This window comes from Streptomyces sp. NRRL F-5122 (assembly GCF_001507435.1).
Lineage (GTDB): Bacteria > Actinomycetota > Actinomycetes > Streptomycetales > Streptomycetaceae > Streptomyces > Streptomyces lannensis.
Genome location: NZ_LMWH01000070.1, coordinates 68,283 through 93,504, shown reverse-complemented (window position 1 = coordinate 93,504; position 25,222 = coordinate 68,283). Strand labels below are relative to the sequence as shown.

Genomic DNA, 25,222 nt, shown 5'->3' with positions numbered 1-25,222 from the left:
CCGGCGACTACAGCCGTTCCACGAGGATCCGTTCGATCACGACGGCCACCCCGTCCTCGTTGTTGGCCACGGTCCGCCCCGACGCCGCCGCGATCACGTCCGGGTGCGCATTGCCCATGGCGTACGACTGCCCCGCCCAGGACAGCATCTCCACGTCGTTCGGCATGTCACCGAAGGCGACGACCTCCTCGTGCGAGATGCCGCGTTCGGCGCAGCACAGCGCCAGCGTGCTCGCCTTGGAGACGCCGGGACCGCTGATCTCCAGCAGTGCGCTGGGGCTGGACCGGGTGATGGACGCCCGGTTGCCGACGGCGAGGCGGGCGAGGGTGAGGAAGGCGTCCGGGTCCAGGTCCGGGTGGTAGGCGAGGATCTTGAGCACCGGCTGCCGGGTGCCCGGGGCGTCCCGTGCGAGCAGCTCCTCGGCGGGCGCGCGCAGATCCGGGCTCTCCATGTGCAGCTTGGGGTAGTCCGGTTCCTGGTAGAAGCCGTACGTCTGCTCGATGGCATAGACCGTGCCGGGTGCGGCGTCCCGCAGCAGGCGTACGGCGTCCACCGCGTTGTCCCGGGGCAGTTCCCGGACCTTGACGAAGCGGTGGGTGCCCGGGCCGCCGTGCAGATCGACCACGGCGGCGCCGTTGCCGCAGATCGCCAGGCCATGTCCGTGCACATGGTCGCTGACGACGTCCATCCAGCGGGCCGGGCGGCCCGTGACGAAGAACACCTCGATACCGGCCTCCTCGGCGGCGGCCAGTGCGGCGACCGTGCGCTCGGAGACCGACTTGTCGTCGCGCAGCAAGGTGCCGTCGAGATCTGTCGCGATCAGACGGGGCGGAACGATGGAGGCAGGGGTCTCGGGCTGTCGGGTCGCTGAGGTCACGGGCCTCATTCTCGCGCATATGCCCGCACGATCGTGCGAAAGTCCGCACAGGTGAGTGATACCACTCCCCGGTGTCACCCTCCGTCACGGTCAGCCCAGCTGCGCGGGTGCCTCCAGGGCGATCCGTTCGAAGACCTTCTCGTCCGCCGCGAAGTCGGAGTCGGGGATGGGCCAGTGGACCACGAGGTCGGTGAAGCCCAGCTCCTGGTGCCTGCCGGCGAAGTCGACAAACGCGTCGAGGGACTCCAGCGGACGGCCTCGGTCGGGGGTAAAGCCGGTGAGCAGGACCTTGTCGAGCTCCGTGGCGTCGCGGCCGATCGTGGCACACGCCTCGGCCAGCCTCTCGGTCTGCGTGCGCAGCGCCTGGACCGACTGCTCGGGGGTGCCGGTCTCGTACAGGTTCGGGTCGCCGGTGGTCACCCAGGCCTGACCGTGTCGCGCGGCGAGCAGCAGACCGCGGGGTCCCGTCGCGGCGACCGCGAACGGCAGCCGGGGCCGCTGGACGCAGCCGGGGATGTTGCGTGCCTCGTCCGCCGAGTAGTTCCGGCCCTCGTACGAGACGGAGTCCTCGGTGAGTAGACGGTCGAGCAGCGGGAGGAACTCCCCGAACCGGTCGGCCCGCTCACGCGGGGTCCAGGGTTCCTGGCCGAGTGCGGTGGCGTCGAAGCCGGTACCGCCCGCACCGATGCCGAGCGTGATCCGGCCACCGGAGATGTCGTCGAGGGAGATCAGTTCCTTGGCGAGGGTGACCGGGTGCCGGAAGTTCGGCGAGGTCACAAGCGTGCCCAGGCGCATACCCTGCGTCACCGAGGCCGCGGCCGTCAGGGTGGGGATCGCGCCGAACCACGGGCCGTCGCGGAAGGACCGCCACGAGAGGTGGTCGTAGGTGAACGCGGTGTGGAAACCGAGCTGCTCCGCACGCTGCCAGGCGGCACGCCCGCCCTCGTGCCAGCGGAGGTACGGCAGGATCACGGTGCTCAGACGCAGACTCATGCATCGAGCCTACGGGGGCGCAGGTGGTGGCCGGATCACAGGTCTGAACAGCGGGCGCCGCACGGTGGCGGCGGCGAGTCAGTGCGGGCCGGGGAAACGCAGATAGCGCGGCGGCACGGACCGGGTCAGCCACACACCGTTGGCGCTGACATGGAAGACATGGCCGTCGCGGTGCATGGCTGCGGCGTCCACGCCGAGGACGACCGGCCGGCCGCGGCGGGCGCCGACGCGGGTGGCGGTCTCACGGTCCGGCGAGAGGTGGACGTCGTGGCGGTTCATGGGCCGCAGGCCCTCGGCCCGGATCGCGTCCAGATGGCGTGCGACGGTTCCGTGGTAGAGGTAGGCGGGCGGGGTGGCCGGTGGCAGCCCCAGGTCGACGTCGACGCTGTGTCCCTGGCTGGCGCGGATGCGGCCGCCCTCGACGGCGAAACGCTTCTTGTCATTGCCGGCGACCACGTGGTCCAGTTCGTCGCGCGTGATCCGGAAGCCGTGCGCGGCGGCTGCGGCGAGCAGCGTGTCGATCTCCACCCAGCCGGCCTCGTCGAGTGTGAGCCCGATCCGCTCCGGCTGGTGCCGCAGATGCTTCGAGAGGTACTTCGACACCTTCACGGTGCGTCTGTCGTCGTTCTCGTCCTTCATGTCTACAGCGTGAGGGACGAGACGTGGATCACGCATCCGATTTCGTCGTCGATGTTTGGTCCACAGCCAAGTGCGGTTATCCACAGGCTACTTGGCAGTTCTGTGGACAACTTGTAGGCGAAACAGGCGGGTTTATCAACTGATGTTGCTCGACGGTCTTCTGCGTCGAACAGAGTCAAACGGGCATCCCGATAACCGAGTTGTGCGCGCGCCATGGCACGAACGGTGAGGCGCCTGTAGGAACCTGCGGCAGAAAAGGATGAATTATCCGTTCTCTCGATCGACGACCGACTGACTCCTGTCGGCTCGGCTCAACCTGAACGCCCTTCGTACAGGCACCAGTTGAAGCACGGTGGTTGTGCCTCGACGCCCGTCGCACGGGATGGGACATGGCGCACGTCGACGGACGCCGACGCGGAGCGAACTACAACCAGGGGAAGGCGCGGTGGCCCCTGAACGCCCGAACATCCCCATGAGGCCACGCGAGATGACGTGGGCCGCCGTGGCCGATCCCCAACTCGGGCGTCACAGAGGTGGATCGAGTCGGGCGATCGCCCGCAGTGCCTTCGGAGCCAAGCGGGACATCAGGCGCGCACCTCGCGCCTCGGGGGTGACCGGTACGACCGCCTGGTTGCGTACGACGGCCCGCAGGATCGCGTCGGCGACCTTCTCCGGCGGGTATCCGCGCAGTCCGTACAAGCGCGCCGTCCTCTCCTGCCGCCGCTTCTCCTCCGCCGCGTCCACGCCCGTGAACCGCGCGGTCGACGTGATGTTCGTGTGGACGAAGCCGGGGCAGACGGCCGACACTCCGATGTCCCGTCCGGCCAACTCCGCGCGCAGGCACTCGCTGAGCATCAGGACCGCGGCCTTGGAGGTGCTGTAGGCGGGCAGTGCCTTGGAGGGCTGATACGCCGCCGCCGAGGCGACGTTGACGATGTGGCCGCCCTGTCCCCGCTCGGCCATCCGCCTGCCGAAGAGACGACAACCGTGAATCACCCCCCACAAGTTGACGTCGAGGACCCTGCGCCAGTCGTCGGTGGTCGTGTCGAAGAACGAACCGGACAGGCCGATACCGGCGTTGTTCACCAATACGTCCACAACGCCGTACTCGGCGGCGACCTTTTCGGCGAGCTTCTCCATGGCCTGCTCGTCGGAGACGTCGACCGTCTCGGCCCATGCCGACCGGGCGCCGCCGGACCGGGCCTGCTCCGCGGTGCGGGCGGCCCCCTCCGCGTCCCGGTCGACGACCACCACACGCGCTCCTGCCTCGGCGAAGGCGAGCGCCGTGGTCCGCCCGATGCCGCTGCCGGCGCCGGTCACCAGCACGAGCTGTCCCGCGAACCGCTGCGCGTACCGGCCGTTCGTCGCCGGTGCCGGATCTCCGCTCTCGACAGCGGTCACGAACTCCGAGATCCAGGTGGCCACCTGGTCCGGCCGGGTGCGCGGGATCCAGTGTTTGGCGGGGAGCGTGTGACGGGTCAACCGCGGTACCCACCGCTCCAGTTCGTCGTAGAGCCGCTCGGAGAGGAACGCGTCCCCGAGCGGCGTGATCAGCTGGACGGGAGCATGTGCATGGGCGTCGGTGCGTGGACGGCTCAGCCGGGACCGCACATTGTCGCGGTACAGCCAGGCGCCGTGAGCTGCGTCCGTGGGCAGGGACTGGGTCGGATAGTCACCGCCGGGCACCTTCTCGATCCGTCGCAGGATCTTGGGCCACCGGCTGCCCAGCGGGCCTCGCCAGGCGAGCTCCGGCAGGGCGGGCGTGTGCAACAGGTACACGTACCAGGACTTCGCACCCTGGCCGAGCAGTTGGCCCACCCGGCGGGGGGTCGGACGCTGTACGCGCTGCTTGATCCAGTGCCCGAAGTGATCCAGGGACGGTCCGGACATCGAGGTGAAGGACGCGATCCGGCCCTCGGTGCGCTCGACGGTGACGAACTCCCAGGACTGCACCGATCCCCAGTCGTGTCCCACCAGGTGCACCGGCCGGCCGGGGCTGACCGCGTCCAGGACGGCGAGGAAGTCGTCCGTCAGCTTCTCCAGTGTGAATCCGCCGCGCAGCGGCGTCGGCGCGGTCGACCGGCCGTGCCCGCGGACGTCGTACAGCACCACATGGAACCGGCCGGCGAGACGGTCGGCCACCTCCGACCACACTTCCTTGCTGTCGGGATAGCCGTGCACGAGCACCACCGTGGGCCGCGCGGGGTCTCCCAGCTCGGCGACGCACAGCTCGATTCCACCTGTCCGCACCCGGCGCTCGCGCGCCCCTGTGAGAGTCACCCGTCCTCCGTCCGGCGCCCGCAGTCGGTGGTCCGCGGTCCGCCACGATCGAATGGTGTGCCGCGGCCGCCTCCGCGCACGCCGCGGTTCCGCCTCGAACCCCGCCGGGAGTTCACGCGCCACTGCCGTTCCCGCGCCACGCTCCGGGCGCCCACCGATTGCGCTACGTGCCCGTAACGTGACATCGGCGAATCTCGCAGTTGTTAGAGATTTCGTCAATAGCGGCACTTCCGCCGGTGCGGGGCCGCCGGCGGGTTCGACCTGAGGGGGACCCCTAAGGACCCGTACGACTGGAGTCTGATGTCAAGACGGCTCTGCGGTCTGACGACCCGCATGGGCTGTGTCACTACCTTCGGGGATGTGACTGTGATCGCGACCGAAAGCCTGAGCAAGCGGTTCCCCAGGGTGACCGCGCTTGACCGGCTCTCCGTGGACGTCGGCCCCGGTGTGACGGGACTCGTCGGTGCCAACGGAGCCGGCAAGTCCACATTGATCAAGATCCTGCTGGGTCTGTCCCCCGCCACCGAGGGCCGAGCCGAAGTGCTCGGACTCGACGTCGCCACCAAGGGCGGCGCCATCCGTGAGCGCGTCGGGTACATGCCGGAGCACGACTGCCTGCCGCCCGATGTGTCGGCCACCGAGTTCGTGGTCCACATGGCGCGCATGTCCGGACTGCCCCCGGCCGCCGCCCGTGAGCGCACCGCGGACACCCTGCGCCATGTCGGCCTGTACGAGGAGCGCTACCGCCCCATCGGCGGTTACTCGACCGGCATGAAGCAGCGCGTCAAGCTCGCCCAGGCCCTGGTGCACGATCCCCAACTGGTCTTCCTGGACGAGCCGACCAACGGCCTCGACCCGGTCGGCCGTGACGAGATGCTCGGCCTGATCCGCCGTGTGCACACCGACTTCGGCATCTCGGTCCTGGTGACCTCCCATCTGCTCGGCGAGCTGGAACGCACCTGCGACCACGTCGTCGTCATCGACGGCGGCAAGCTCCTGCGCTCCAGTTCCACCCGGGACTTCACCCAGACCACCACGACCCTCGCGATCGAGGTCACCGACACCGACGAGCACCCGGACGGCACCGGCGCGGTCCGCGACGCGCTCCTGGCGCGCGGGGTGACCACCCACGACAGCAGCGGTCTGCCGGGCGCCGGCCACATCCTGCTGCTGACCGCGGAGGGTGAGCAGACGTACGACCTCGTCCGGGACGTCGTCGCCGAGCTGGGCCTCGGCCTGGTCCGCATGGAGCAGCGCAGGCACCAGATCGCAGAGGTCTTCAAGGACAGCGACGAGCAGCGGAAGGAGGCGATCGGCCATGGCGGTTGAGCAGTCCACGGCCCGTGGCGCCGAGCAGACCCGGATCCACAACATCGGCTATCGCAACTACGACGGCCCGCGGCTCGGCCGCGCCTACGCGCGCCGCTCGCTGTACTCGCAGTCCCTGCGCGGCGCCTACGGCCTCGGACGGTCGGTGAAGTCCAAGGTGCTGCCGATGCTGCTGTTCGTGGTCATGTGCGCGCCCGCGCTGATCATGGTGGCGGTCGCGGTGGCCACCAAGGCGAAGGACCTGCCCGTCGAGTACACCCGGTACGCGATCATCATGCAGGCCATCATCGGCCTGTACGTCGCCTCGCAGGCGCCCCAGTCGGTCTCCCGCGACCTGCGCTTCAAGACCGTTCCGCTGTACTTCTCGCGGCCCATCGAGACCGCCGACTACGTCCGCGCCAAGTACGCGGCCCTGGCCTCGGCGATGTTCATCCTCACGGCCGCGCCGCTGCTGGTCCTCTACGTGGGCGCACTGCTGGCGAAGCTGGACTTCGAGCACCAGACCAAGGGATTCGCCCAGGCGCTGGTCTCCGTGGCGCTGCTCTCCCTGCTGTTCGCCGGGATCAGCCTGGTCATCGCGGCGGCGACGCCACGGCGCGGATTCGGGATCGCGGCGGTCATCGCCGTCCTGACCATCTCCTACGGAGCGGTCTCCACCATCCAGGCCATCGCCGACGCGCAGTCCGGCGACTCCAACGCCATCGTCTGGATGGGGCTGTTCTCGCCCGTCACGCTCATCGACGGTGTGCAGACGGCCTTCCTGGGCGCGACCTCCTCCTATCCCGGAGGACACGGCCCCTCCGCCGCACAGGGCATCGTCCATCTCCTCGTCGTCCTGGGACTGGTCGCGGGCAGCTACGGACTGCTGATGCGCCGCTACCGAAAGGTCGGACTGTGATCTCCCGCCCGTCGCCCACCACCACCTTCCCAAGGAATGGGCTGCGCCCATGAGCACTCTTTCCATCGACCACGTCTCGCGCTGGTTCGGCAATGTGGTCGCAGTCAACGACGTCACCATGACCATCGGCCCCGGAGTCACCGGTCTGCTGGGCCCCAACGGCGCCGGGAAGTCCACGCTCATCAACATGATGGGAGGCTTCCTCGCCCCCTCCACCGGCACCGTCACCCTGGACGGGCAGCCGGTGTGGCGCAACGAGCAGATCTACAAGCAGATCGGCATCGTCCCCGAGCGGGAGGCGATGTACGACTTCCTGACCGGGCGCGAATTCGTCGTCGCCAACGCCGAACTGCACGGTCTCGGCGCGAAGGCCGCGGCACGCGCCCTCGCCACGGTCGAGATGGAGTACGCGCAGGACCGGAAGATCTCCACGTACTCCAAGGGCATGCGCCAGCGCGTGAAAATGGCGTCCGCGCTCGTGCACGACCCGTCCCTGCTGCTCCTCGACGAGCCGTTCAACGGCATGGACCCGCGTCAGCGCATGCAGCTCATGGACCTGCTGAAGCGGATGGGCGCCGAGGGGCGCACCGTGCTCTTCTCGTCGCACATCCTCGAGGAGGTCGAGCAACTCGCCTCGCACATCGAGGTGATCGTGGCAGGACGGCACGCGGCGAGCGGCGACTTCCGCAGGATCCGCCGTCTGATGACCGACCGCCCGCACCGTTACCTCGTGCGCTCCAGCGACGACCGGACGCTCGCGGCCGCGCTGATCGCCGACCCGTCGACGGCCGGTATCGAGGTCGACCTCGCCGAGGGTGCGCTGCGCATCCAGGCGGTGGACTTCGGCCGGTTCACGGCCCTGCTGCCCAAGGTCGCGCGCGAGCACGGCATCCGGCTGCTCACGGTCTCGCCGTCCGACGAGTCCCTCGAGTCCGTCTTCTCGTATCTCGTCGCGGCGTAGGAGGCCGAAGATGTACGACCCCACAGTCGCCCGGCTCACCTACCGGGGCCTGCTCGGCCGCCGCCGTGCCCTTGTTCTCGGCGCACTGCCCGTACTGCTGATCGTGATCTCCGGCGTCGTCCGGGCGCTGACCGGTGCCGACGACCAGGTGGCCCACGACGTCCTCGGCGGTTTCGCCCTGGCCACGATGGTGCCGATCATCGGCGTCATCGCCGGCACCGGCGCCATCGGGCCGGAGATCGACGACGGTTCGGTGGTGTACCTGCTGGCCAAGCCCGTGAAGCGGCCCACGATCATCTTCACCAAGCTGATCGTCGCGATCGCGGTCACCATGGCGTTCTCGGCGCTGCCGACGTTCGTCGCGGGAATGATCCTCAACGGCAACGGCCAGCAGATCGCCGTCGCGTACACGGTGGCCGCGCTGGTCGCCTCGATCGCGTACGCGGCGCTGTTCCTGCTGCTCGGCACCGTGAGCCGGCACGCCGTGGTCTTCGGCCTGGTGTACGCACTGGTCTGGGAGGCGCTCTTCGGCTCGCTGGTATCCGGGGCGCGCACGCTCAGCGTCCAGCAGTGGGCGCTCGCCGTCGCGCACAAGGTCTCCGACAGCTCCCTCGTCACCTCCGACGTGAAGCTGCCGACCGCGACGGTGCTGCTGGTCGTGGTGACCGTGGCCGCCACCTGGTACGCGGGACGGAAGCTGCGGACGCTGACACTGGCGGGCGAGGAGTAGGCGGATCGCCGGGCCCGGGCCCGGCTCCTCCCGGGGGTGCGGCCCGCACTGCGGCCGCGCCCCCGACGCGTTCCACCGCCGGATCGTCGGTCCCGCCGTTTCGAACGCATTCTTGACAGCGGCTTCACCCCTACCCATGCACACTTGGGCAAAGGGGATGTGCAGCGGAAAGGAACGGGGATGGCCGCGCAGGCACCTCAAGGAGATGGAGCGGGCGAGGCAGGGGACGGCTTCGACGGCGTCGTGTTCGACGAGGACTTCATACGGTCCGCGCCCACGACGGAGCAGTCCGCGCGTGCCCGGATGCTGGCGGCTCGCTGGCGCGACCAGGCGCCCGACCCCCAGCCGTGGCGCTCCGACGAGCCGCCCGCCGGCTGGTTCTTCAGCAAGGCGCGCCGCCGCAGGTGGCGGCGCCGGTAGCGACTGCGCCCGCGCCGCACGGACGGCGCGATTTATTCGGTGGCGCCCGATCAGGTCGCCCGGCACAGTAGTGGTGTCCACGACGCCGGTGACCGGCGCCACGTTCTGGGAGAGGAGCCGGGCGATGTCCATGCACGACAGTCCGTCCTGCTCCCTGCAGGGCAGCCGCGGCGGACTCCGGAGCAGTTAGCCCTCCGTCGAGCCCCGACCGCGTACAGAGCTGCCCGGGGCGGCCGCTTCGAGCGCGCGAGTGGATTCGCGCGGGCCGCCCACCCGGAGGATTGGCCGAGTGGTAAGGCACCGGCTTGCTAAGCCGTGATCGGGTCCTGACGGCCCGCGCGCGTTCGATCCGCGCATCCTCCGCACGACGACACCATCGGCGACACGACCGACCGAGTACAACGACACATGCGACCGCCTAGGCGAGCAGTCGCTCCAGCACGACAGCGATGCCGTCCTCCTCGTTGGACAGCGTCACCTCGTCCGCGACCGCCTTGACGTCCGCGTGGGCGTTGGCCATGGCGATGCCGTGCGCCGCCCACGCGAACATCGGGATGTCGTTCGGCATGTCGCCGAAGGCGATCGTGTCCGCACCCTTCACCCCGAGTCGCCGCGCCGCCAGCGACAGCCCCGTCGCCTTGTTCAGGCCCAGGGGAAGGATCTCGACTATTCCCTCGCCCGCCATCGTCACCCCGACCAGGCCGCCGGCCGCCTGCTCGGCCGCCTCGGCCAGCTCGTCGTCGCCCAACGTCGGGTGCTGGATGTACACCTTGTTCAGGGGCGCGGACCACAGGTCCGCCGCGTCGTGTATCGGCTGGTAAGGGAGCGGGCCCTCATGGGCCCGGTAGCCGGGACCGACGAGTACCTCTCCGTCGAGTCCGTCCCTGCTCGCGGCCAGCAGCAGCGGGCCCACCTCGGCCTCGATCTTCGCCAGGGCGAGACCGGCTATCTGCCGGTCCAGCGTCAGCGACGTCAGCAGCCGGTGCTCCCCCGCGTGGTACACCTGCGCACCCTGGCCGCACACCGCGAGACCTCGGTAGCCGAGATCGTCGAGGACGTGGCGGGTCCAGGGGACGGCGCGCCCGGTGACGACGATGTGTGCCGCGCCCGCCGCGGTGACCGCGGCGAGCGCCTCGCGCGTGCGCTGCGAGACCGTTCCGTCGGGTCGCAGCAGCGTCCCGTCCAGGTCGGTCGCGATCAGCCTGTACGGGATTCCGGCGGGGTCGGGCTTGCTCACTTGGCGACGGGCTCCAGCAGTTCCCGGCCGCCCAGGTAGGGGCGCAGGATCTCCGGCACCCGCACCGAGCCGTCGGCCAGCTGGTGGTTCTCCAGGATCGCCACGATGGTGCGCGGTACGGCGCACAGCGTGCCGTTCAGCGTCGCCAGCGGCTGCACCTTCTTGCCGTCCCGCATGCGGACCGACAGGCGGCGGGCCTGGAAGCTGTCGCAGTTGGAGGCCGAGGTCAGCTCGCGGTACTTGCCCTGGGTGGGGATCCAGGCCTCGCAGTCGTACTTGCGCGAGGCGGACGCGCCAAGGTCGCCCGACGCCACGTCGATGACCTGGAACGGCAGCTCGAGGGCGTTCAGCCAGTCCTTCTCCCACTCGAGGAGCCGCTTGTGCTCGTTCTCCGCGTCCTCGGGGTCGACGAACGAGAACATCTCGACCTTGTCGAACTGGTGCACACGGAAGATGCCCCGGGTGTCCTTGCCGTACGTACCGGCCTCGCGGCGGAAGCAGGGGGAGAAGCCCGCGTAGCGCAGCGGAAGCTTCTCCGCGTCGATGATCTCGTCCATGTGGTACGCGGCGAGCGGGACCTCGGAGGTGCCGACCAGATAGAAGTCGTCCTTCTCCAGGTGGTACACGTTCTCGGCGGCCTGGCCGAGGAAGCCTGTGCCCTCCATGGCGCGCGGCCGGACCAGGGCCGGCGTCAGCATCGGGGTGAGCCCGGCCTCCGTGGCCCTCGCCATCGCGGCGTTGACGAGTGCCAGCTCCAGCAGGGCGCCGACGCCCGTCAGGTAGTAGAAGCGCGAGCCGGACACCTTCGCGCCGCGCTCGACGTCGATCGCGCCGAGCCCCTCGCCGAGCTCCAGGTGGTCCTTGGGCTCGAAGCCCTCGGCACCGAAGTCGCGGACGGTGCCGTGCGTCTCCAGGACGACGAAGTCCTCCTCACCGCCGACCGGGACGTCGGGGTGCACCAGGTTGCCCAGCTGGAGGAGGAGCCGCTTGGTCTCCTCGTCGGCCTCGTGCTGCTCGGCATCCGCCGTCTTGACGTCCGCGGCGAGTCGGCTCGCCTTCTCGAGCAGTCCGGCCTTCTCGTCGCCGGAGGCCTTCGGGATCAGCTTGCCGAGCGTCTTCTGCTCGGAACGGAGCTCGTCGAAGCGGACGCCGGACGACCTGCGCCGCTCGTCGGCGGAGAGAAGGGCGTCGACGAGCGCGACATCCTCACCACGGGCGCGCTGGGAGGCGCGAACACGGTCGGGGTCCTCACGGAGCAGGCGAAGGTCAATCACCCCTCAAGGCTACCGGTGCCGAGATCCGTCTCACGACTGTGTTTCGCACTCGCGGCACTTGGACCGTTATGGGCGAATTACGCTGCGTGTCAAGAAAACGGTCACCGCCCCTCGGAAGGGTGTACTGCGGCAGTTGTCCATTGACCCGACTTCCCCGAGGGGAACGGGATTTGGGATGCGCTTGTCCACAGGCATCCACAGCCGTCCCGGAGTTATCCACAGCCTGTGCGGAAGATCTGTGGACTCCGGGAATGATCATTTCGAAAGTCGCGGCCGCAGGGAAGAATTCCCTGCACAAAACCGAACTAGCTGCACCTTCAGGGGTAAACGGGTCACTCGAAAGGGGTGATCAAAAGAAACACGTGGACAACTGTTGCAGACACGGCGGTGGACGGATGGGAGCCTTTAGGGAGATTTGTCGACCCTCTGACGCCACGTTGTCGACTTGTCCCCAGGTCGAGAAGCCAACCTGTGGATAACTTCTGTGGACAGCGAAAATCTGCAGGTAAGACCGGATGTCGTGACCCCGCCAGTCTAGAACCGGCCGTCCTGGCAACGTGCCACCCAGTCGGCCGCAGACATGAACTCGTCGTCCGATGTCCCCGGCAACGGGGTACGGACGTCGTCCGGCCCGGCCCCCGCGCGTGGATAGGAGCCGAGGAAACGGACCTGAAGGCAGATCCTCTTCAGCCCCATCAGCGCCTCGGCCACCCGGCGGTCCGAGATATGGCCCTCGGCGTCGATGCAGAAGCAGTAGTTGCCGATACCGGCGCCGGTCGGGCGGGACTGGAGCAGCATCAGGTTCACCCCCCGCACGGCGAACTCGCCCAGCAGATCGCGCAGCCCACCGGGGTGGTCGTCGCGCTGCCACAGCACGATGGACGTCTTGTCCGCGCCCGACGGCGCCGCCGGGCGGGCGGGCCTGCCGACCAGTACGAACCGCGTCTGTGCGTTCTCCGCGTCGTGGATGCCCGTCTCCAGTGCCTGCAGGCCGTAGCGCGCGGCGGCGAACTCACCCGCGAACGCGGCGTCGTAGCGGCCCTCCTGGACCAGTCGGGCGCCGTCCGCGTTCGAGGCGGCGGACTCCCAGACGGCGTTCGGCAGGTGGGCCTTGAGCCAGTTGCGCACCTGCGGCTGCGCGGCCGGGTGCGCGGTGACGGTCTTGATCCCGGAGAGCGTGGTGCCCGGCCTGACCAGGAGCGCGAAGGTGATCGAGAGAAGCACCTCGCGGTAGATCATCAGCGGTTCGCCCGCCACCAGTTCGTCCAGCGTGGTGGTGATGCCGCCCTCCACCGAGTTCTCGATCGGTACGAACGCGGCCTCCGCCTCGCCGTTGCGCACGGCGTCGAGCGCCGCGGGGACCGACACCATGGGAACCAGTTCCCGGGTCGCGGTCTCGGGCAGCGTGCGCAGGGCGACCTCGGTGAAGGTGCCCTCGGGACCGAGATACGTGTAGCTCGCCGGCATGTCCTCACCCTAATGGGCCCCGCACGCCCGGACGCGGTTCGCATCCGGGCGTGCGGGGCCCGCGGGGCTGTTTTTGCCGGCGGTCAGCCCTCCAGCAGCCGCTGTCCCACGTACTCGCCCGGCGCGGCGCCCCCCGGCACGGCGAACAGTCCGCTCGCCTCGTGGCGGATGTATTCCGACAGCGCGTCGCCCCGGTCGAGCCTGCGCTGCACCGGCACGAAGCTTCGCACCGGGTCCGCCTGCCAGCAGACGAACAGCAGGCCCGCGTCGGGCGTTCCGTCGGCGTCGAAGCCGTCGTGGAAGGAGAAGGGGCGGCGCAGCATCGCCGCGCCGCCGTTCTGGTCGGGGCGGGTGATGCGCGCGTGCGCGGTCAGGGGCACCACGAGCGAGCCGTCGGCGGTCGTCTTCTCCAGGTCCATCGCGGTGGTCTCGGTGCCGCCGCTGAGCGGCGCCCCGTCGGACTTGCGGCGGCCGATGACGTCCTCCTGGGCCTTGAGCGAGAGCTTCTCCCAGTCGTCTAGCAGCATGCGGATGCGGCGAACGACGGCGTAGGAGCCGTGCGCCATCCAGTCCGGATCACCGGACCCGGGGACGAAGACACGCTGCTCGAAGTCGGTCTCGGCCGGCTTGGGGTTGCGTGTGCCGTCGATCTGACCCATCAGGTTGCGGGCCGTCGCCGGGCGGGAGGTCGCGCCCGGGGAGCGGTTGAAGCCGTTCATCTGCCAGCGCAGCCGGGCCGCACCACCGGCGTCCTTCTGGATCGTCCGCAGCGCGTGGAAGGCGACCAGCGCGTCGTCGGCGCCGATCTGCACCCACAGATCGCCGTTGCTGCGGGAGGCGTCGAGACGGTCGGAGGAGAAGTCGGGCAGCGGGTCCAGGGCGGCGGGACGCCGGCCCTCCAGGCCCGTGCGCGAGAAGAAACTGTGGCCGAAGCCGAAGGTGATCGTCAGGGAGGACGGTCCCGCGTCCCGGGCGACGCCGGTGTCGTCGTGCCCGGCCTCGCCCGCCATCAGCCGCTCGGCGGTGGCCGACCAGCGGCGCAGCAGGGCGGCGGCCTGCGTGCGGCCCGCGCCCGGCGCCAGGTCGAAGGCGAGGAGATGACCCCGGGCCTGGGCCGCGTCGACGATGCCGGGCTGGTGCCGCCCCCGGAACGACACCCGGGCCGCGCCCAGCGAGGTCAGGGGCGCGGTCTTCTCCGACTCCGCGGGCGCCGCTGTGTATCCGGCGGCGGCGCCCACCGCGCCCAGCGCGAGCCCGGTGGCGCCGGCGGTGCCCAGCAGCCGGCGCCGGGAGATCGCCCCCGTGGAGGCGGCGCTGTCCGCGACGGTGCCGTCCGGGGCGCTCCGTCCGGACGGGCGCCGCGTGGGGGCGTCCTTCGTGGCGGGGCCCCGCTTGGTGTTCTGGGAAGGGATGCCCTCGGGGGACGCCTCGGGTGTGGACTGCTCAGCCATGGTGTCGTTCAGCCGATCTTCGCGTTCTTGCTCACGCTTGTCTGGTCGATGTCGGACGTCCGCACGGTCACGGCGATCTTCCAGTCGCCCGCCATGGGGATCTGCACCCCGCTCGCCGACCAGTGCCCGGTGGCGATGCGGTCGGGCACGACGGGCAGCGGGCCGATGCTCTTGGCCTCGAGGGTGAAGGCGACCTTCACCTCGGGGACGTCGAAGGCACTGCCGTTCGGGCGCACCACATAGAGGTGCATCTCGTTGGCGCCGACACGGGCCGGGTCGAGGGTGACCTCGACGGTGCCCTTGCCGTCCTGGCCGCCCGTGTCGAAGGGGATCTTCAGCGACAGCGGACCGGACCGCTGCGCCGCGGTGGAGGTGGCGGCCTTGGCCACCTCCTCGGTGCGCCCCGGTTCGGTGGTCGTCAGCGCGGTGGTGACGGCCAGCACGACGACGGCGACGGCCGTCTCCGTGAGCACCGAGCGACGCAGCCCGGAACGGGCGGGATCGGCGTCACGGAGCCGCTTGGCCCGCGCGGCGGCCATGGCGGCGCGCTGCCTGGCCAGCTGGGCGGTGCGCTCGGAGGACCCCGAAGCCCCCTTCCGGGAGGCGTTCGAGCCGCCGCCCTTGGCCGACGCCTTCGCCGTCACCCGCTTCTTCTGCGCCGTGCGCTGCGCCTTCGCCGCGGGCACGTCCGTGAGCCGGGCCGTCCAGCGCCGCGAGATCCAGGCGACACCGACCAGGACGGCGACCAGTGCGACCTTCACGAGGAGCAGCTGTCCGTACGCCGTACCGGTCAGCGCCGACCACGAGCCGAGCTGACGCCAGGACTGGTAGACACCGGTCGCGACCAGGGTCACGACGCTTGCGAAGGCCACGCGCGAGAAGCGCTGGACGGCCGACTTCTCGATCGACGGCGCGCGGTACAGGGCGACCAGCATCGTCGCGAGACCACCGAGCCAGACGGCGACCGCCAGCAGATGCAGGATGTCGACGGGCATCGCGAGGCCGGTCTGGATGCCGGTCGAGGCGTGTTCGGCCATCGCCCAGGTGGCCGCGAGACCGGCCGCGACGACAAAGCCGCCGACGGCGAGTCCGAAGGTGAGGTCCTGTTTCGTGGCAGCCCGCTCCGCATCGAGGCCGTCGCCGCCCGACGCGGCCTTCCGGCCCCCGGACCCGTTCGCCTCGCCGGCCCTCTCCTCACCGTCCGCGTCCCGTTTCGCGAATGCCCCGAAGAGCACCGCGACGAACAGGGCCGCCGCCGCGAGCAGCAGCAGCCGGGAGACGAGGGCGGCACCGGCCTTGGTCTGGAGCACCTGCCCGACCAGGGAGAGGTCGAAGACGTCGGCGAACTTCCCCGAGCCGGTGTACGAGCCGCGCAGAAGCAGCAGCGCGAGCGTGGCGGAGGTGAGGGCCACCCATCCGGAGACCACGAGCCGCTGCACCGCCCGCTCTCCGGCCCCCCGCTGCCAGCAGGCCAGGACGAAGGCGGCGCCGCCGATCAGGACGATGAACCCGGCGTACGAGACGTAGCGCGCGAACCCGTAGAGTCCGCCGACGACCCCGCCGCCCACGGTCTGGCCCGAGGCGGAGACCGTGGTCGCGGACGGGGCCCCGACGGAGAAGGTGAAGGCGCCCGAGACGGGATGGCTGTCCGCGGACACCACCTGGTAGGTGACCGTGTAGGTGCCGCGGGGCAGACCCGGGTGCACCCTCACGCCGTACATCGTCCCGGTCAGCTCGGCCGGCTTGCCGGTGTCGACCCGCTGTCCCTTGGGGTCGAGGACCTTGAACGACCCGTCCGACAGGGCCACCTTCTCGGAGAAGTCGAGCGTGATCTGCGTGGGCGCCTTGTCGACCACCGATCCCTGTGCGGGGTCGCTGCCGAGCAGCGCGGCGTGCGCGGAGGCGGGTGCGGCCCCGCCGAACAGCGTGCCCGCCACGGCGAGCAGCAGTGCCATCAGCGCCAGGACGCCCCGGATCCGCGGCGTGCGGGGGAACTTTGCGCGGATGCCGCCCTGGACGTGTCCGGTGGGAGCGGTGGCCTGCGTCACGGTGATCCCTCTCTCAGTGCCCGGTCTCGGGGGTGTACGTCGGCGACTTCACCGGCATCTCGACCGTGACCGTTCCGGACTTTGCGAAGTGCAGCTGCACGGACACCTTCTCGCCCTGTTCGGGCTTGTGGGTGAGCTTCTCGAACATGAGGTGGTTGCCACCGGTCTCGAAGTCCAGCCGGCCGTCCGCGGGCACGGCGAAGGACTTCTCCTCCTCCATGACGCCGTCCTTGGTGGAGTGCAGCGTGACGTCGCCGGCGAGCCGGCTGGTGACGGAGGTCAGGGTGTCGGCGCCACCGGAGTTGGAGACGACGAAGAACCCGGCCGCGAGATCGCCGGTGGGCGGGGCGGGCATGTAGGCCCCGGTGACCTTCAGCTCGGGCTCGGAGGACGACGAGGAACCCGCGCCGCAGCCCGCGAGCACCAGTCCCGCCGCTGTCAGCACCGCGAGGTTGACGGAGCGTTGGTTCACGGGTTCTCCCCCTCGATGATCTTGGGGAGGTCCTTGGTGTAGTCGTCGACGGTGGCGTCCTCGCCGTACACCACATAACCCGCGTCGGTCTTCGGCGAGAACGCGATGACCTGGGTGCCGTGGAAGGAGACGATCTTGCCGTCCTTCTCCTTCTTCGGTGGCTCGATGCTGATGCCGACGGTGCGGGCTCCTGCCTGGACCGTGGCGAAGTCACCGGTCAGCCCGACGACATCGGGGTCGATGCCCTTGAGCCACGCGCCGAGCGCGGAAGGTGTGTCGCGCTCCGGGTCGGTGGTGACGAACACGATCCGCAGCGACTCCTTCTGCGCCGGGGTCAGCTGCTTGTCCTTCTCGACCTGCTTCTTGGCGACCGCGAGGTTGTTCATCGTCAGCGGGCAGACGTCGGGGCAGTGGGTGTAGCCGAAGTAGATGAGGGTCGGCCTGCCCTTGGTCTGCGCACGCAGGTCGTACTTCTTGCCGTGCGTGTCGGTGAGGACCAGATCCGGCTTTTCGAACGGCTGGTCGAGCACGGTCGCGGCCTTGTCCGATCCGGATTCCGCGGAGACCACGGCGATCGGCTTGTCCCCGCCGTCGCCGGAGCCGCAGGCGGAGAGGGTGAACGCGGCGGCGGCCAGGAGGGCTGCCGCGGCGAGCGTCTTCTTGCGCATGGAGAACGTCCCAGATGTGAGTGCTCCGGTGTGCACGGGGACCGTGCGCCGCGCGCCACGGCGATGGCGCACGATCCCCGCGCGTGCCCGGAGGCGAGTGGTACCTCAGGCCTCGGTGCTGCGCCGACGGCCGGCCATGACGCCGTACGCGACACCCGCCGCGCCGACGACGATGCCCACGACGCCGAGGACGCGGGCGGTGGTGTCACTGCCGCCGGTGGAGGTCACCGCGGCGGTTTCCTCGGAGGCCGAGGCGGCGGAGGCGTCCTCGGCCCGGCTGCCGTTGTGGCCCCCCTCGGAGGCCGAGGCCAGCTCGAGCACCGGGGCCGGGTTGTCGGGCTCCTCCTGGCCGTCCTTCTGCACCTCGATCCAGCGGACGACGTCCTTGTCGGAGTACGTCTGCAGGGCCTTGAAGACGAGCTGGTCGGCGTCCTCGGGCAGCCGGCCGACCGAGAGCGGGAACTTCTGGAAGTAGCCCGGTTCGATGCCCTTGCCGGTGGCGGTCCAGGTGACCTTGGTGACGGCCTCGTCGATCTGCTCACCGTGCAGAGTGAGCGGCTTGTCGAGCTTGGACCTGGTGACCTGCACCGTCCAGCCGTCGACCGGCTGCGGCATCACGGAGGCCAGCGGGTGGTCGGCGGGGAGGTTGACCTCGAGCTTGGTGGTCGAGGCGTCGTCGCGCTCGTTCGGGACCTTGAAGTCGACGACTGCGTAGCCGCCCTTGGCGGCCTCGCCCTCGGGCTGCACGGTGACGTGCGCGAAGGCGGGCGAGGACAGGACGAGAACGGCCGACGCGGCGGCGGTGCCGGCGACGGCGAGGCGCGAAGCCTTCAGGGAACCCTTGATGGCCTTCATGGCGTTAGAGCACTCCACTTCGAGTGTGAGTCCATTGGGAAGAACGGTGCGCGGGTGCAGCCGTGGCCACGGGGGGTGGCACGGCGCGGGCGCGCACGCGTGCTGCACGACGGCAGCCCTCCCGGAGGAACGAGTGGAGAGGCGCGTCGTGTTCAGGCAGCGAGGACGTGAGGAGTGGAGGACGGCGGTCCGCGCCGGATCACCGTGTGCTGCAGTGCGCTCTTCCGCTGCTTCGGCGGCACGAGGAAGGAGGCGCGTGGGGCGCGCGTCCTCGCTTCGGGCGCCTCGGGGAGCCCGGTCAGCAGGGCGCGCACAAGCGCGAACGCCGATCGCAGGGACCGGACGAGCGCCCCCTCCGCGACTCCGTGCGCGGACAGCCGCATGAGCCGCAGCAGTGCGATGTCACCGTGACGCAGCACCCAGCCCGCGGCGACCGCTGCGAGTACGTGCCCGAGCAGCATCGGCACGGACGGCAGCATCGACCACCATGAGCCGGCGGCGGTCGACAGGGCGTCCGCCGGGTCGTGCATGGCGGCCATGTCCGACCCCGTGCCGAGCCGCGCATCGGCAAGGATCCGCTGTGCCTGTGCCGGGGAGATCGTCGCCGCCGTGGCGCCGCACATGATGTGTGCGGCCCGCGCCACGAGTGTGGCGTCGGGCGCGGACATCGCGCTCGAGGTCATCGACATGGCACCGGCGTGCTGCCCCAGCCCGAACAGGGTGTGCAGCACGGCCTGGCCCACCGCGAGGACCGCGGCGATACCGGGCAGCGAGCGCTCCCGCCCGGCGAGCGTGACGGCGACGGCGAACACGCCGAGGAATCCGGCGCCCAGCGTCCACAGCGGAACCGTGGCGCAGGAGGCGAGCGCATGCCCCGCCGCGGCCAGCACGACGCAGACCGCGGCGAACACCGCGGCCCGCAGGACCCGGAGATCGTGTCCGGTGCGCGCCGTGCGCTGACGAGGGGCACTCATGGCGGGCTCATCATCCCACTGGCCCCGTGGGCTCCGTACGGCAGGTCCGCAAGGTGGCATCCATGCGGTTATCGGAAGAGTGATCCGGAAGATCGCCTTCTGCCGCGTTCCTGCTGTCCGCGCCCACTCTTTACACCCGCGCACGGCCCGGGCGCATCCGCCGATCGAGCGGGATCTCGTCCAACGGGCGATTGCACGCGGGCAGTCGTGGCAATACGTAACGGTATGTCGAGCCGCGGCCAGGAGGCTGGAGCATGAGCATCTGGTGGTCACTCCATCTGCGGCGCGAGGCTGCGAGCGTGCCGCTCGCCCGACGGCTCCTCATGGGCACCATGGAGACCGCCGGCGTCGACCCCGACATCTCCTACGACCTCTCCGTCGCGCTCAGTGAAGCCTGCGCCAACGCGGTCGAGCACGGCGGTGGCGCCGCCCACGGCGAGGCGTACCGGGTCACGGCGTATCTCGACGGGGAGACGTGCCGCATCGAGGTCACCGACTCGGGGCCCGGCTTTCCCACGGGCCGGGTCCGTCCCGCGATCCGGCCGGCCCGCACCGACGCCGAGCACGGCCGTGGGCTCTGCCTGATCGAGCAACTCGCCGATCACGTCCACATCGGCAACAAGCCGGACCGCGGCGGTGCGGTGGTCAGCTTCGACAAGATCCTCAAGTGGAGGAAGGACGCGCCGCTGGTGGCCGTCTAGCGCGTCGCCCGGTGGCGTGCGCAGCCGGGAGGACATCCTGCCTCGCCGCTCGCAACGGCCACGCAGCTCGGCGACGGCGGGGACGTGATCTGCGGCAGACGGGCCCCGCCCGCCCCCCGGACGCCGCTTGTCAGCCGTCCAAGTGGTCCAGTACCCGTCCCAGGACGTCCAGTGCCTCGGGATACGCCCGCTCCCGCGGCGTTCCGTACCCGACCACCAGCCCCTGCGGCCGTCCCTCGCCCGCCGTGTGCCAGTGGTCGCCGAGCCGCCCCACCGCAAGCCCCTCCGCCTCGGCCCGCGCCACCGCCGCCTCCTCGTCGGGGACGTCGACCAGTGCGTGCAGACCGGCCGCGATCCCCCGGATGCGGCGACGGCTGCCCAGCCGGTCGACGAGCTGGTCGCGTCGGCGCCGGTAGCGCAGCCGGCAGGCGCGGATGTGCCGGTCGTAGGCATGACTGTCGACCAGTTCCGCGAGGGCCAACTGGCCGATGGTCTCGGTGTGGTGGTCGCTGTGCAGCTTGGCGTCGGCCACCGCGTCCACCAGGTGCGGCGGCAGCACCATCCAGCCCAGGCGCAGTGCGGGACCGAGCGTCTTGGAGGCGGTGCCCAGATAGACCACATGGTCGGGCGCCATCCCCTGGAGCGCGCCGACGGGCTGCCGGTCGTAGCGGAACTCCCCGTCGTAGTCGTCCTCGACGACCAGTCCGCCCCGCGCGCGTGCCCACTCCGTCAGCGCCCGGCGCCGCTCCGGGTGCAGCGTGACCCCGGTCGGGTACTGATGCGCGGGAGTCACCACCACGGCCGCCTCGTCGGTCAAGTCCCCGGTACGAGCGCCCCGTTCGTCGACCCGTAGCGGGACCACGCCGCCGCCGTTGTGCCGCACCACGTCCCGGTGGAACGGCAGGCCGGGATCCTCCATGGCGATCGACGCGCCGTCCAGCACACGCGTGAGGAGGGCGAGCCCCTGCACATAGCCGGAGGTGATCACGATCCGCTCGGGAGGCGCCGGCACCCCGCGCGCCCGGCCCAGATAGCCCGAGAGCGCCGTGCGCAGTTCGATACGGCCGCGCGGATCGCCGTAGTCGTACGCGAGGGACGGCGCGGTCGCGATCGCGCGGCGCAGTGCCCGCAACCAGGCCGCCGCGGGGAAGGCGCCGACATCCGGACTGCCGGGCCGCAGGTCGAAACGCGGGGCACGGGTGTGCGGGGCGCCGTCGTCCCGTGCGGGCGCCTGCGCGGGAAGCGAGGCGACCCGGGTGCCCGAGCCCTGCTGCGCCGTCAGGTACCCCTCGGCGACCAACTGGTCGTACGCCGCTTTCGCGGTGCCCCGGGAGACACCCAGTTCGGCGGCGAGCTTCCGGGTCGCCGGGAGCCGCGATCCGGGCGCGAGCCGGCCGTCCCGCACGGCGTCCCGAAGCGCCCGCTCCAGACCGGCGCGGCGACCGTCCGCCGCGTCCGGTTCGAGGTGCAGGTCGACGCCGACGCCGGACCAGAACGCGTCCGCGGACGCAGGTGCTCGGACCAACGGAAATCCCCCCGTACGTCATGCGGATGGCCGGGTACCTCCCTTCGGTACCCGGCCATCGGCTCCCGTATCAGCCCTTCAGCGCGGCCATCCACGCCTCGACCTCGTCGGAGCGCCGGGGCAGGCCCGCCGAGAGGTTCCGGTTGCCGTCCTGGGTGACGAGGATGTCGTCCTCGATGCGGACTCCGATGCCCCGGTACTCCTGCGGGACGGTCAGGTCGTCCGCCTGGAAGTACAGGCCGGGCTCGACGGTCAGCACCATGCCGGCCTCCAGCGTGCCGTCCACATACGTCTCCACACGCGCGGCGGCGCAGTCGTGGACGTCCATGCCGAGCATGTGGCCCGTGCCGTGCAGGGTCCAGCGGCGCTGCAGACCGAGTTCCAGGACACGCTCCACCGGGCCCTCGACGAGCCCCCACTCGACCAGCTTCTCGGTCAGCACCCGCTGCGCGGCGTCGTGGAAGTCGCGGTACTTGGCGCCCGGCTTCACCGCCGCGATGCCGGCCTCCTGGGCCTCGTACACGGCGTCGTAGATCTTCTTCTGGATCTCGCTGTACCTGCCGTTCACCGGCAGCGTGCGGGTCACGTCGGCGGTGTAGTAGGTGTGCGTCTCCACGCCCGCGTCCAGCAGGAGCAGGTCGCCGGAGCGGACCGGGCCGTCGTTGCGCACCCAGTGCAGGGTGCAGGCGTGCGGGCCCGCCGCGCAGATGGAGCCGTAGCCGATGTCGTTGCCCTCCACCCGGGCGCGGAGGAAGAACGTGCCCTCGATGTAGCGCTCGGAGGTGGCCTCCGCCTTGTCGAGGACCTTCACGACGTCCTCGAAGCCCCGCGTGGTCGAGTCGACGGCCTTCTGCAGTTCGCCGATCTCGAAGTCGTCCTTGACCAGCCGCATCTCGGAGAGGAAGACGCGCAGCTCCTCGTCGTGCTCGGCGGTCACCTTGTCGTGCAGCGCGGACTCGATCCCGGCGTCGAAGCCGCGGACCAGCCGGACCGGGCCGGTGGCCTCCTTCAGCTTCTCCGGCAGCTTCCGCACGTCCGACGCGGGGATGCCGTGGAGCTGCTCGGCCTCGGCGAGGGAGTGGCGGCGGCCGACCCAGAGCTCGCCCTGGCCGGACAGCCAGAACTCGCCGTTCTCACGGTCGGAGCGGGGGAGCAGATAGAGCGTCGCGGTGTGCCCGTCGGCGGTCGGCTCCAGGACGAGGACGCCGTCCTCGGTCTGGTTGCCGCTGAGGTACGCGTACTCGACGGAGGCGCGGAAGGCGTAGTCCGTGTCGTTCGAGCGGGTCTTCAGATTGCCCGCGGGAATCACCAGGCGCTCGCCCGGGAAACGTGCGGAGAGCGCGGCACGGCGGGCAGCCGTCTCGGCGGCCTGTGCGATCGGCCGCAGGTCGTGCAGCTCGGTGTCGGCCCAGCCGGACTTCATGCTCTCGGCGAGCTCGTCGGACACGCCCGGGTACAGGCCGTTCTTGCGCTGCTTGATCGGCTCTTCGGTCTCTTCCGGGGTCTCCGGAGTGAGCTCGTCCGCCACGGTCATCCTCCTTGGATACGGCACTGGGCCTCATCCATCGTACGGTCGCACTGAAGGGGGCACCGGACGGGAAGGCCTGTTACCGAAGGCAGCCGTGTTCTCACTCGAAGCGCGCGGCCAGCAGCACCACGTCCTCCGCACCGTCCGCCTGGCCGAGGCCGTCCGGGAGCACCGACCGCAGTACGTGGTCGGCGATCGCCCCCGGGTCCGTCCGCACCGTCCGCGGCACGCTCGCGGCCGCCGCGTGCAGCCGGGCGAAAGCACGGTCCATGGGGTCGCCGGTGCGGTGCAGCAGTCCGTCGGTGTAGAGCAGCACGGTCTCGCCCGGCTCGGCCGTCACCTCGATGCTCGGTGCCTCCCAGCAGGCCAGCATCCCGAGGGGCGCCGACAGCGAGGTCTCCACGAACTCCGTGCGGCGCGGTCCGACCACCAGGGGCGGGCTGTGCCCGGCCCCGGCGAGGGTGAGCTTGCGCAGCGCGGGTTCGCAGTACGCGAACAGGGCGGTGGCCGAGCGGGCGGGCTCGGTGAGTCTCAGCAGCAGTTCGAGGTCCGACAGGACCGCCACCGGGTCCTCGCCCTCCATCACCGCGTACGCGCGCAGTGAGGCGCGCAGCCGGCCCGACGCCGCCACCGCGCTCGGTCCCGAGCCGGTGACCGAGCCGACCGCGAGACCGAGCGCCGCCTCGGGCAGCGCCAGCGCGTCGTACCAGTCGCCGCCCCCGCGCGGACCGGTGTGGCGCCTGGCGGCGAGCTGGACGCCGGCGACCCGCGGCAGCCGTGCGGGGAGCAGTTCGTCGACGATCGTCGCCGTGCACAGGCGTGTGCGCTCGATCTCGACCATCCGCGCCAGGTGTTCGGCGGCGTAGCGGACGTAGAGGCCGACGAGGTGGCGCTGGCGCTCCACCGGCTCGGCCGGCTCGTCGTAGAACCAGACCGCGGCGCCGAGCCGTCCGGCCGCCTCGCCGGACAGGGGGAGCGCATAGCTGGCGGCGTACCCGAGCCGGGCGGCCACCTCGCGGTGGCGGGGGTCGAGCCCGTCCTCGGAGAACAGGTCCGGCTGCGCGATCTCACGCTCGCCACCCGGCAGTCCGTCCAGGATCCTGCCGTACGACATGGAGCTGCGCGGCACGGTCTCGATGTGCCCGAGGTCGGCACGCGCCAGGCCGAGGCCCATGGTGGTGTCCGGTCCCAGACCGTCGCGCGGCTCCAGCACGACGAGACCGCGCCGGGCGCCCACGAGCGCGGCTCCGGCCCGCAGCAGCTCCTGCAGCGCGTCGGCGAGCGTGTTGGTGCGGGCCAGGCGCTCGGTGAGTTCGTGCAGCGTCGTGAGATCGGACACCCAGCCGGCGAGGCGGTCCTGGAGGACGGCGCCCGGGTCGACGGGGACGTCCGCGGTGCCCGGTGGGGCGCCCACGGTGGCCGACGTCGGCGCGACAGTGTGTGCGGGGGCCGGGACCGTTGAATCGATTCCGGCCACTTTCGGAGGGTGAGGTGCGTTCATGATGACCGGCGTTCGAACCGGTGCAAATTGCTCGATAGCATCGCAAACCCCCATGTCAATCTGCGCCGCTAGCGGTGTCTCCACATGTACACGCACTTGTGAGGAGATGTCCAGCATTGTCCTGCTGGGATTCCTGGTGTCCGCGAGGCCTTCCTACTCTCTTGAGGAACGGTAAAGTTGGCTCAAAACTGCCTCGGGTATCCCCTTATTGCGGTCGACTGGCCTTGTTCGACAGAGCGTCACAGCGGTCGTGATGGGTACGTACTCGGTGAAGGCCAGGGGTGGTTGGGGGCCACCCGGAACCTGGCGCGGGACCCGGGCGTCTTAGCCACCGACGACCAAGCCCCATCCTCCCCTGGCGGAGGCGGCGAGTAAGAGCGGGACGGCAAATCGC

At 70.6% G+C, this 25,222-nt stretch carries 22 protein-coding genes and 1 tRNA gene; 7 read left to right on the top strand and 16 right to left on the bottom strand.

Going from position 1 to position 25,222, the window contains the following annotated elements; genetic code table 11:
• Window positions 1-7: 7 nt before the first annotated feature.
• From ADL25_RS10330 to ADL25_RS10315, 4 genes are all read right to left on the bottom strand, one after another.
• Window positions 8-877: a Cof-type HAD-IIB family hydrolase gene (locus ADL25_RS10330; RefSeq protein WP_059127361.1), complete on the bottom strand. Its 870-nt coding sequence runs from the start codon at window positions 875-877 to the stop codon at window positions 8-10.
• Window positions 878-967: 90 nt separating this feature from the next.
• A complete protein-coding gene (locus tag ADL25_RS10325; protein ID WP_059127360.1) occupies window positions 968-1,870 on the bottom strand; it encodes an LLM class flavin-dependent oxidoreductase in 903 nt (300 codons plus the stop codon).
• A 78-nt stretch (window positions 1,871-1,948) separates the two neighbouring features.
• The gene (locus ADL25_RS10320; protein WP_059127359.1) at window positions 1,949-2,509 is read right to left on the bottom strand and encodes an RNA 2'-phosphotransferase; all 561 of its coding nucleotides are present in this window, start codon (window positions 2,507-2,509) and stop codon (window positions 1,949-1,951) included.
• Window positions 2,510-3,034: 525 nt separating this feature from the next.
• Window positions 3,035-4,789: an SDR family oxidoreductase gene (locus tag ADL25_RS10315; protein WP_059127358.1), complete on the bottom strand. Its 1,755-nt coding sequence runs from the start codon at window positions 4,787-4,789 to the stop codon at window positions 3,035-3,037.
• 366 nt (window positions 4,790-5,155) lie between these two features.
• Here ADL25_RS10315 and ADL25_RS10310 point away from each other — a divergent pair, with 366 nt between their 5' ends.
• The 6 genes from ADL25_RS10310 to ADL25_RS10285 all read left to right on the top strand — a co-directional run bounded on the left by ADL25_RS10310 (window position 5,156) and on the right by ADL25_RS10285 (window position 9,490).
• Window positions 5,156-6,118, top strand: a complete 963-nt coding sequence (locus ADL25_RS10310; protein WP_059127357.1) for an ABC transporter ATP-binding protein — start codon at window positions 5,156-5,158, stop codon at window positions 6,116-6,118.
• Window positions 6,108-7,016 (top strand): ABC transporter permease, encoded by a 909-nt coding sequence (locus tag ADL25_RS10305; protein ID WP_059127356.1) that lies wholly within the window; start codon window positions 6,108-6,110, stop codon window positions 7,014-7,016. Before ADL25_RS10310 ends, ADL25_RS10305 begins: the two co-directional genes overlap by 11 nt.
• A gap of 49 nt (window positions 7,017-7,065) precedes the next feature.
• A complete protein-coding gene (locus tag ADL25_RS10300; protein ID WP_059127355.1) occupies window positions 7,066-7,977 on the top strand; it encodes an ABC transporter ATP-binding protein in 912 nt (303 codons plus the stop codon).
• A gap of 10 nt (window positions 7,978-7,987) precedes the next feature.
• Entirely contained in the window at window positions 7,988-8,707 is a 720-nt protein-coding gene (locus tag ADL25_RS10295) for an ABC transporter permease (RefSeq protein ID WP_059127354.1), read from the top strand.
• 180 nt (window positions 8,708-8,887) lie between these two features.
• Window positions 8,888-9,127, top strand: coding sequence for a hypothetical protein (locus ADL25_RS10290; RefSeq protein WP_059127353.1), 240 nt, complete (start codon window positions 8,888-8,890; stop codon window positions 9,125-9,127).
• A gap of 275 nt (window positions 9,128-9,402) precedes the next feature.
• Window positions 9,403-9,490, top strand: a tRNA-Ser gene (locus ADL25_RS10285).
• A gap of 55 nt (window positions 9,491-9,545) precedes the next feature.
• Here ADL25_RS10285 and ADL25_RS10280 read toward each other — a convergent pair.
• The 9 genes from ADL25_RS10280 to ADL25_RS10240 form a co-directional block, all read right to left on the bottom strand.
• Window positions 9,546-10,364 (bottom strand): HAD family hydrolase, encoded by an 819-nt coding sequence (locus ADL25_RS10280; protein ID WP_059127352.1) that lies wholly within the window; start codon window positions 10,362-10,364, stop codon window positions 9,546-9,548.
• The gene (gene serS, locus ADL25_RS10275; protein ID WP_059127351.1) at window positions 10,361-11,638 is read right to left on the bottom strand and encodes a serine--tRNA ligase; all 1,278 of its coding nucleotides are present in this window, start codon (window positions 11,636-11,638) and stop codon (window positions 10,361-10,363) included. Before serS ends, ADL25_RS10280 begins: the two co-directional genes overlap by 4 nt.
• 534 nt (window positions 11,639-12,172) lie before the next feature.
• On the bottom strand, window positions 12,173-13,105 hold the full coding sequence (gene pheA / locus ADL25_RS10270; protein WP_059127350.1) for a prephenate dehydratase: 933 nt from the start codon (window positions 13,103-13,105) through the stop codon (window positions 12,173-12,175).
• Between the two features lie 83 nt (window positions 13,106-13,188).
• Window positions 13,189-14,556: an iron uptake transporter deferrochelatase/peroxidase subunit gene (efeB, locus tag ADL25_RS10265; RefSeq protein ID WP_059127349.1), complete on the bottom strand. Its 1,368-nt coding sequence runs from the start codon at window positions 14,554-14,556 to the stop codon at window positions 13,189-13,191.
• Window positions 14,557-14,564: 8 nt separating this feature from the next.
• Window positions 14,565-16,511, bottom strand: coding sequence for a copper resistance CopC/CopD family protein (locus ADL25_RS10260; protein ID WP_059127425.1), 1,947 nt, complete (start codon window positions 16,509-16,511; stop codon window positions 14,565-14,567).
• Between the two features lie 106 nt (window positions 16,512-16,617).
• Window positions 16,618-17,076 carry a copper chaperone PCu(A)C gene (locus ADL25_RS10255; RefSeq protein ID WP_059127348.1) on the bottom strand — a complete coding sequence of 153 codons (459 nt, stop codon included), beginning with the start codon at window positions 17,074-17,076 and terminating at the stop codon, window positions 16,618-16,620.
• The gene (locus ADL25_RS10250; protein WP_059127347.1) at window positions 17,073-17,744 is read right to left on the bottom strand and encodes an SCO family protein; all 672 of its coding nucleotides are present in this window, start codon (window positions 17,742-17,744) and stop codon (window positions 17,073-17,075) included. The genes ADL25_RS10255 and ADL25_RS10250 overlap by 4 nt, the downstream gene beginning before the upstream one ends.
• 105 nt (window positions 17,745-17,849) lie before the next feature.
• Window positions 17,850-18,599, bottom strand: a complete 750-nt coding sequence (locus ADL25_RS10245; RefSeq protein WP_181923101.1) for a YcnI family protein — start codon at window positions 18,597-18,599, stop codon at window positions 17,850-17,852.
• 152 nt (window positions 18,600-18,751) lie between these two features.
• Window positions 18,752-19,573 carry a hypothetical protein gene (locus ADL25_RS10240; protein WP_059127346.1) on the bottom strand — a complete coding sequence of 274 codons (822 nt, stop codon included), beginning with the start codon at window positions 19,571-19,573 and terminating at the stop codon, window positions 18,752-18,754.
• A gap of 254 nt (window positions 19,574-19,827) precedes the next feature.
• Between ADL25_RS10240 and ADL25_RS10235 the strand changes: the two genes are divergently transcribed.
• Entirely contained in the window at window positions 19,828-20,274 is a 447-nt protein-coding gene (locus ADL25_RS10235) for an ATP-binding protein (protein WP_059127345.1), read from the top strand.
• Between the two features lie 130 nt (window positions 20,275-20,404).
• Here ADL25_RS10235 and ADL25_RS10230 read toward each other — a convergent pair whose 3' ends face one another.
• From ADL25_RS10230 to ADL25_RS10220, 3 genes are all read right to left on the bottom strand, one after another.
• Window positions 20,405-21,799, bottom strand: a complete 1,395-nt coding sequence (locus tag ADL25_RS10230) for a PLP-dependent aminotransferase family protein (protein ID WP_059127344.1) — start codon at window positions 21,797-21,799, stop codon at window positions 20,405-20,407.
• 70 nt (window positions 21,800-21,869) lie between these two features.
• Window positions 21,870-23,327 (bottom strand): aminopeptidase P family protein, encoded by a 1,458-nt coding sequence (locus ADL25_RS10225; protein ID WP_107116566.1) that lies wholly within the window; start codon window positions 23,325-23,327, stop codon window positions 21,870-21,872.
• Between the two features lie 100 nt (window positions 23,328-23,427).
• On the bottom strand, window positions 23,428-24,945 hold the full coding sequence (locus ADL25_RS10220; protein ID WP_079050283.1) for a PP2C family protein-serine/threonine phosphatase: 1,518 nt from the start codon (window positions 24,943-24,945) through the stop codon (window positions 23,428-23,430).
• Window positions 24,946-25,222 lie beyond the last annotated feature (277 nt).

Excerpts from the sequence above, each read along its gene's own strand:
- ADL25_RS10320 (WP_059127359.1), bottom strand. The coding sequence starts at position 2,509 with ATGAAGGACGAGAACGACGACAGACGCACCGTGAAGGTGTCGAAGTAC.
- ADL25_RS10250 (WP_059127347.1), bottom strand. The coding sequence starts at position 17,744 with ATGCGCAAGAAGACGCTCGCCGCGGCAGCCCTCCTGGCCGCCGCCGCG.
- pheA (WP_059127350.1), bottom strand. The coding sequence starts at position 13,105 with ATGCCGGCGAGCTACACGTATCTCGGTCCCGAGGGCACCTTCACCGAG.
- ADL25_RS10240 (WP_059127346.1), bottom strand. The coding sequence starts at position 19,573 with ATGAGTGCCCCTCGTCAGCGCACGGCGCGCACCGGACACGATCTCCGG.
- ADL25_RS10260 (WP_059127425.1), bottom strand. The coding sequence starts at position 16,511 with ATGGCACTGCTGCTCGCCGTGGCGGGCACGCTGTTCGGCGGGGCCGCA.
- ADL25_RS10235 (WP_059127345.1), top strand. The coding sequence starts at position 19,828 with ATGAGCATCTGGTGGTCACTCCATCTGCGGCGCGAGGCTGCGAGCGTG.
- ADL25_RS10305 (WP_059127356.1), top strand. The coding sequence starts at position 6,108 with ATGGCGGTTGAGCAGTCCACGGCCCGTGGCGCCGAGCAGACCCGGATC.
- ADL25_RS10220 (WP_079050283.1), bottom strand. The coding sequence starts at position 24,945 with ATGCTGGACATCTCCTCACAAGTGCGTGTACATGTGGAGACACCGCTA.
- efeB (WP_059127349.1), bottom strand. The coding sequence starts at position 14,556 with ATGGCTGAGCAGTCCACACCCGAGGCGTCCCCCGAGGGCATCCCTTCC.
- ADL25_RS10295 (WP_059127354.1), top strand. The coding sequence starts at position 7,988 with ATGTACGACCCCACAGTCGCCCGGCTCACCTACCGGGGCCTGCTCGGC.
- ADL25_RS10290 (WP_059127353.1), top strand. The coding sequence starts at position 8,888 with ATGGCCGCGCAGGCACCTCAAGGAGATGGAGCGGGCGAGGCAGGGGAC.
- ADL25_RS10325 (WP_059127360.1), bottom strand. The coding sequence starts at position 1,870 with ATGAGTCTGCGTCTGAGCACCGTGATCCTGCCGTACCTCCGCTGGCAC.
- ADL25_RS10300 (WP_059127355.1), top strand. The coding sequence starts at position 7,066 with ATGAGCACTCTTTCCATCGACCACGTCTCGCGCTGGTTCGGCAATGTG.
- ADL25_RS10245 (WP_181923101.1), bottom strand. The coding sequence starts at position 18,599 with ATGAAGGCCATCAAGGGTTCCCTGAAGGCTTCGCGCCTCGCCGTCGCC.